The 1,989-nt window shown below is 73.3% G+C and carries 2 protein-coding genes; one reads left to right on the top strand and one right to left on the bottom strand.

Annotated features, from left to right (window positions below; genetic code table 11):
* Positions 1–1,165, bottom strand: a 1,165-nt coding sequence (locus B7767_RS35625; protein WP_085575665.1) for an MFS transporter, incomplete at its 3' end; no start/stop codon positions are given.
* Between the two features lie 105 nt (positions 1,166–1,270).
* Here B7767_RS35625 and B7767_RS35620 point away from each other — a divergent pair.
* Positions 1,271–1,819, top strand: a complete 549-nt coding sequence (locus tag B7767_RS35620; protein ID WP_085575664.1) for a TetR/AcrR family transcriptional regulator — start codon at positions 1,271–1,273, stop codon at positions 1,817–1,819.
* Positions 1,820–1,989 lie beyond the last annotated feature (170 nt).

The following is a 1,989-nucleotide window of genomic DNA, read 5'->3' as shown; positions in this document are numbered from 1 at the left end:
GGGTGTCGACGGCGGGGGCGAGGAAGACCGCCACGGCGACGAAGGCCAGGACGACGGTCATCGCGGCGCGCAGGCCGTAGTGGTCGCCGAGGAAGCCCAGGCCGGGAGGTCCCACGAGGAAGGCGACGTAGCCGATCATCGCCACGAGGCTGACGCGGGCGGCCGAGTCGGGCCCGGAGTCGCCGGCCGCGGAGAGGGCGAGGGGGAATCCGAGGGATGCCCCCAGTCCCCACAGGAGTACGGCCGCTCCGGCGAGGAACGCGTTGTCGGCGAAGATGACGACGGCCAGGCCGAGTGCGGCGGAGACCGCGCTGGCGCGGACGACGGGGGCGCGGCCGAAGCGGTCGATGAAGAATCCGCCGCCGAAGCGGCCGATCGCCATGGCGGCGGCGAAGCCCGCGTAGACGGCCGATCCCAGGGCGGGGTCCATGCCGTGCCCGTCGACCATGAGCAGGGGCAGCCAGTCGTTGGCCGCCCCTTCGGCCAGGGCCATGGTCAGCACGATCCCGCCGATCAGCAGCAGGCGCCGGTCCTTCCGGACCGCGGGCCGGTGAGGCTTCGCCCCGCCGTCGGTCCGCTCGGCGTCGCGGGTTCGGCCGACGCCGTGGGGGATGGCCCGCAGGGCGTGGGCGAAGAGGGCGGCGGTGACGGCGGCGACGGCTGCCAGGTGCCAGTGCACGGGGAAGCCGACGGCGGTGCACAGGATGCCGAGCGAGGCTCCCACGACGGTTCCGAGGCTGAAGAAGCCGTGCAGCGTGGGCAGGACCGTGCGGCCGGTGATCCGTTCGACCTCGGCGCCGTCGATGTTGACCGCCACCTCACCGCCGCCCATGCCGGCACCGAAGAGGAAGAGCCCCGCCATGACGGCCGGCGCGGACGACCACAGCGCTCCGCAGCCGATCACCGCCACGCTGAGGACGACGAGCGCGGTCCCCGCACCCATGACCGGCCGGGTCCCGAACCTCGCCACCAGCGCTCCGGAGCCGAGGACGCCGAGCATCGAACCGACGGAGAGACCGAACAGGACGATCCCCATCTGCGCGGTCGAGGCGCCCAGTTGGTCCCTGATGTCGGGTGTGCGTGTCACCCAGGAGGAGATCGACAGGCCGGGCATGAGGAAGAAGAGGAACAATGCCGTGCGGCGGCGGCGTGTGGCCGGGTCTATCACTGCGGGCTCGATCCAGACGTGGGGCGGCCGGGGACGTGACCGCCCACGGAGTGAGTATGTACAAACGTACATGCCCGTGGGGGGCGCAGGAAGGGGACACCCATGTCGGGCAGCTCGCGCGGGCCCAACGACCCGGGACGCCGGGACCGCATCGTCGAGGCGGCCCTCGACGTGATCGCCGAGCACGGGGTCACGGGCGCCACGCACCGGCGCATCGCCGAGGCCGCGGGCGTCTCCCTGGGATCGATGACGTACTACTTCGAGGGCAGGCAGCAGCTGCTCGTCGAGGCCTTCACCCGGCTCGCGGAGTCGATGTCCGCCCGCTACCGCGAGCCGCTGGAGGCGGCCGGGACCGTGGAGGAGGCGCGCGCCGCCGTGGTGGAGATCATCTGCGGCACGCTCTGGGGCAGCCCCCGGGAGCTGGTGCTCAGCTACGAGCTGTACGCCTTCGCCTCCCGCAACCCCGCGCTGCTCGACGTCATGCGGTCCTGGATGAGGGCCAGCCGCACGTCGTTGAGCCGGCACTTCGACGCCAGGACGGCCCGGGCCCTGGACGCGCTGGTGGAAGGGCTCAGCATCCACAACTCCATGGACGCCGAACCCATGAGCCGGCAGGACGTCGCCGCGATCGTGCGGGCGGTCAGCACCTGATGGCGGCCCGGCCCGCGGCCGAGGTCATGGCGCGGCGTGCGGGAGCGCGGTGCGCGGACGCACCAGGGCGGCCGGCACCCGGTCGGCGAAGGCCGGATCGTACTCCGGTACGGCACCGGCCTCCCGCCACCGCGCGACACCTCGCCGCTCACGCGGCGCCGACCCGCACC

The organism is Streptomyces sp. 13-12-16 (assembly GCF_002114215.1).
Classification (GTDB): Bacteria; Actinomycetota; Actinomycetes; order Streptomycetales; family Streptomycetaceae; genus Streptomyces.
The sequence above is the reverse complement of the archived record's forward strand: the minus strand, read 5'-3'. Positions and strand labels throughout refer to the sequence as shown.

Coding starts and splice junctions, on each gene's coding strand:
- B7767_RS35620 (WP_085575664.1), top strand. CDS start 1,271: ATGTCGGGCAGCTCGCGCGGGCCCAACGACCCGGGACGCCGGGACCGC.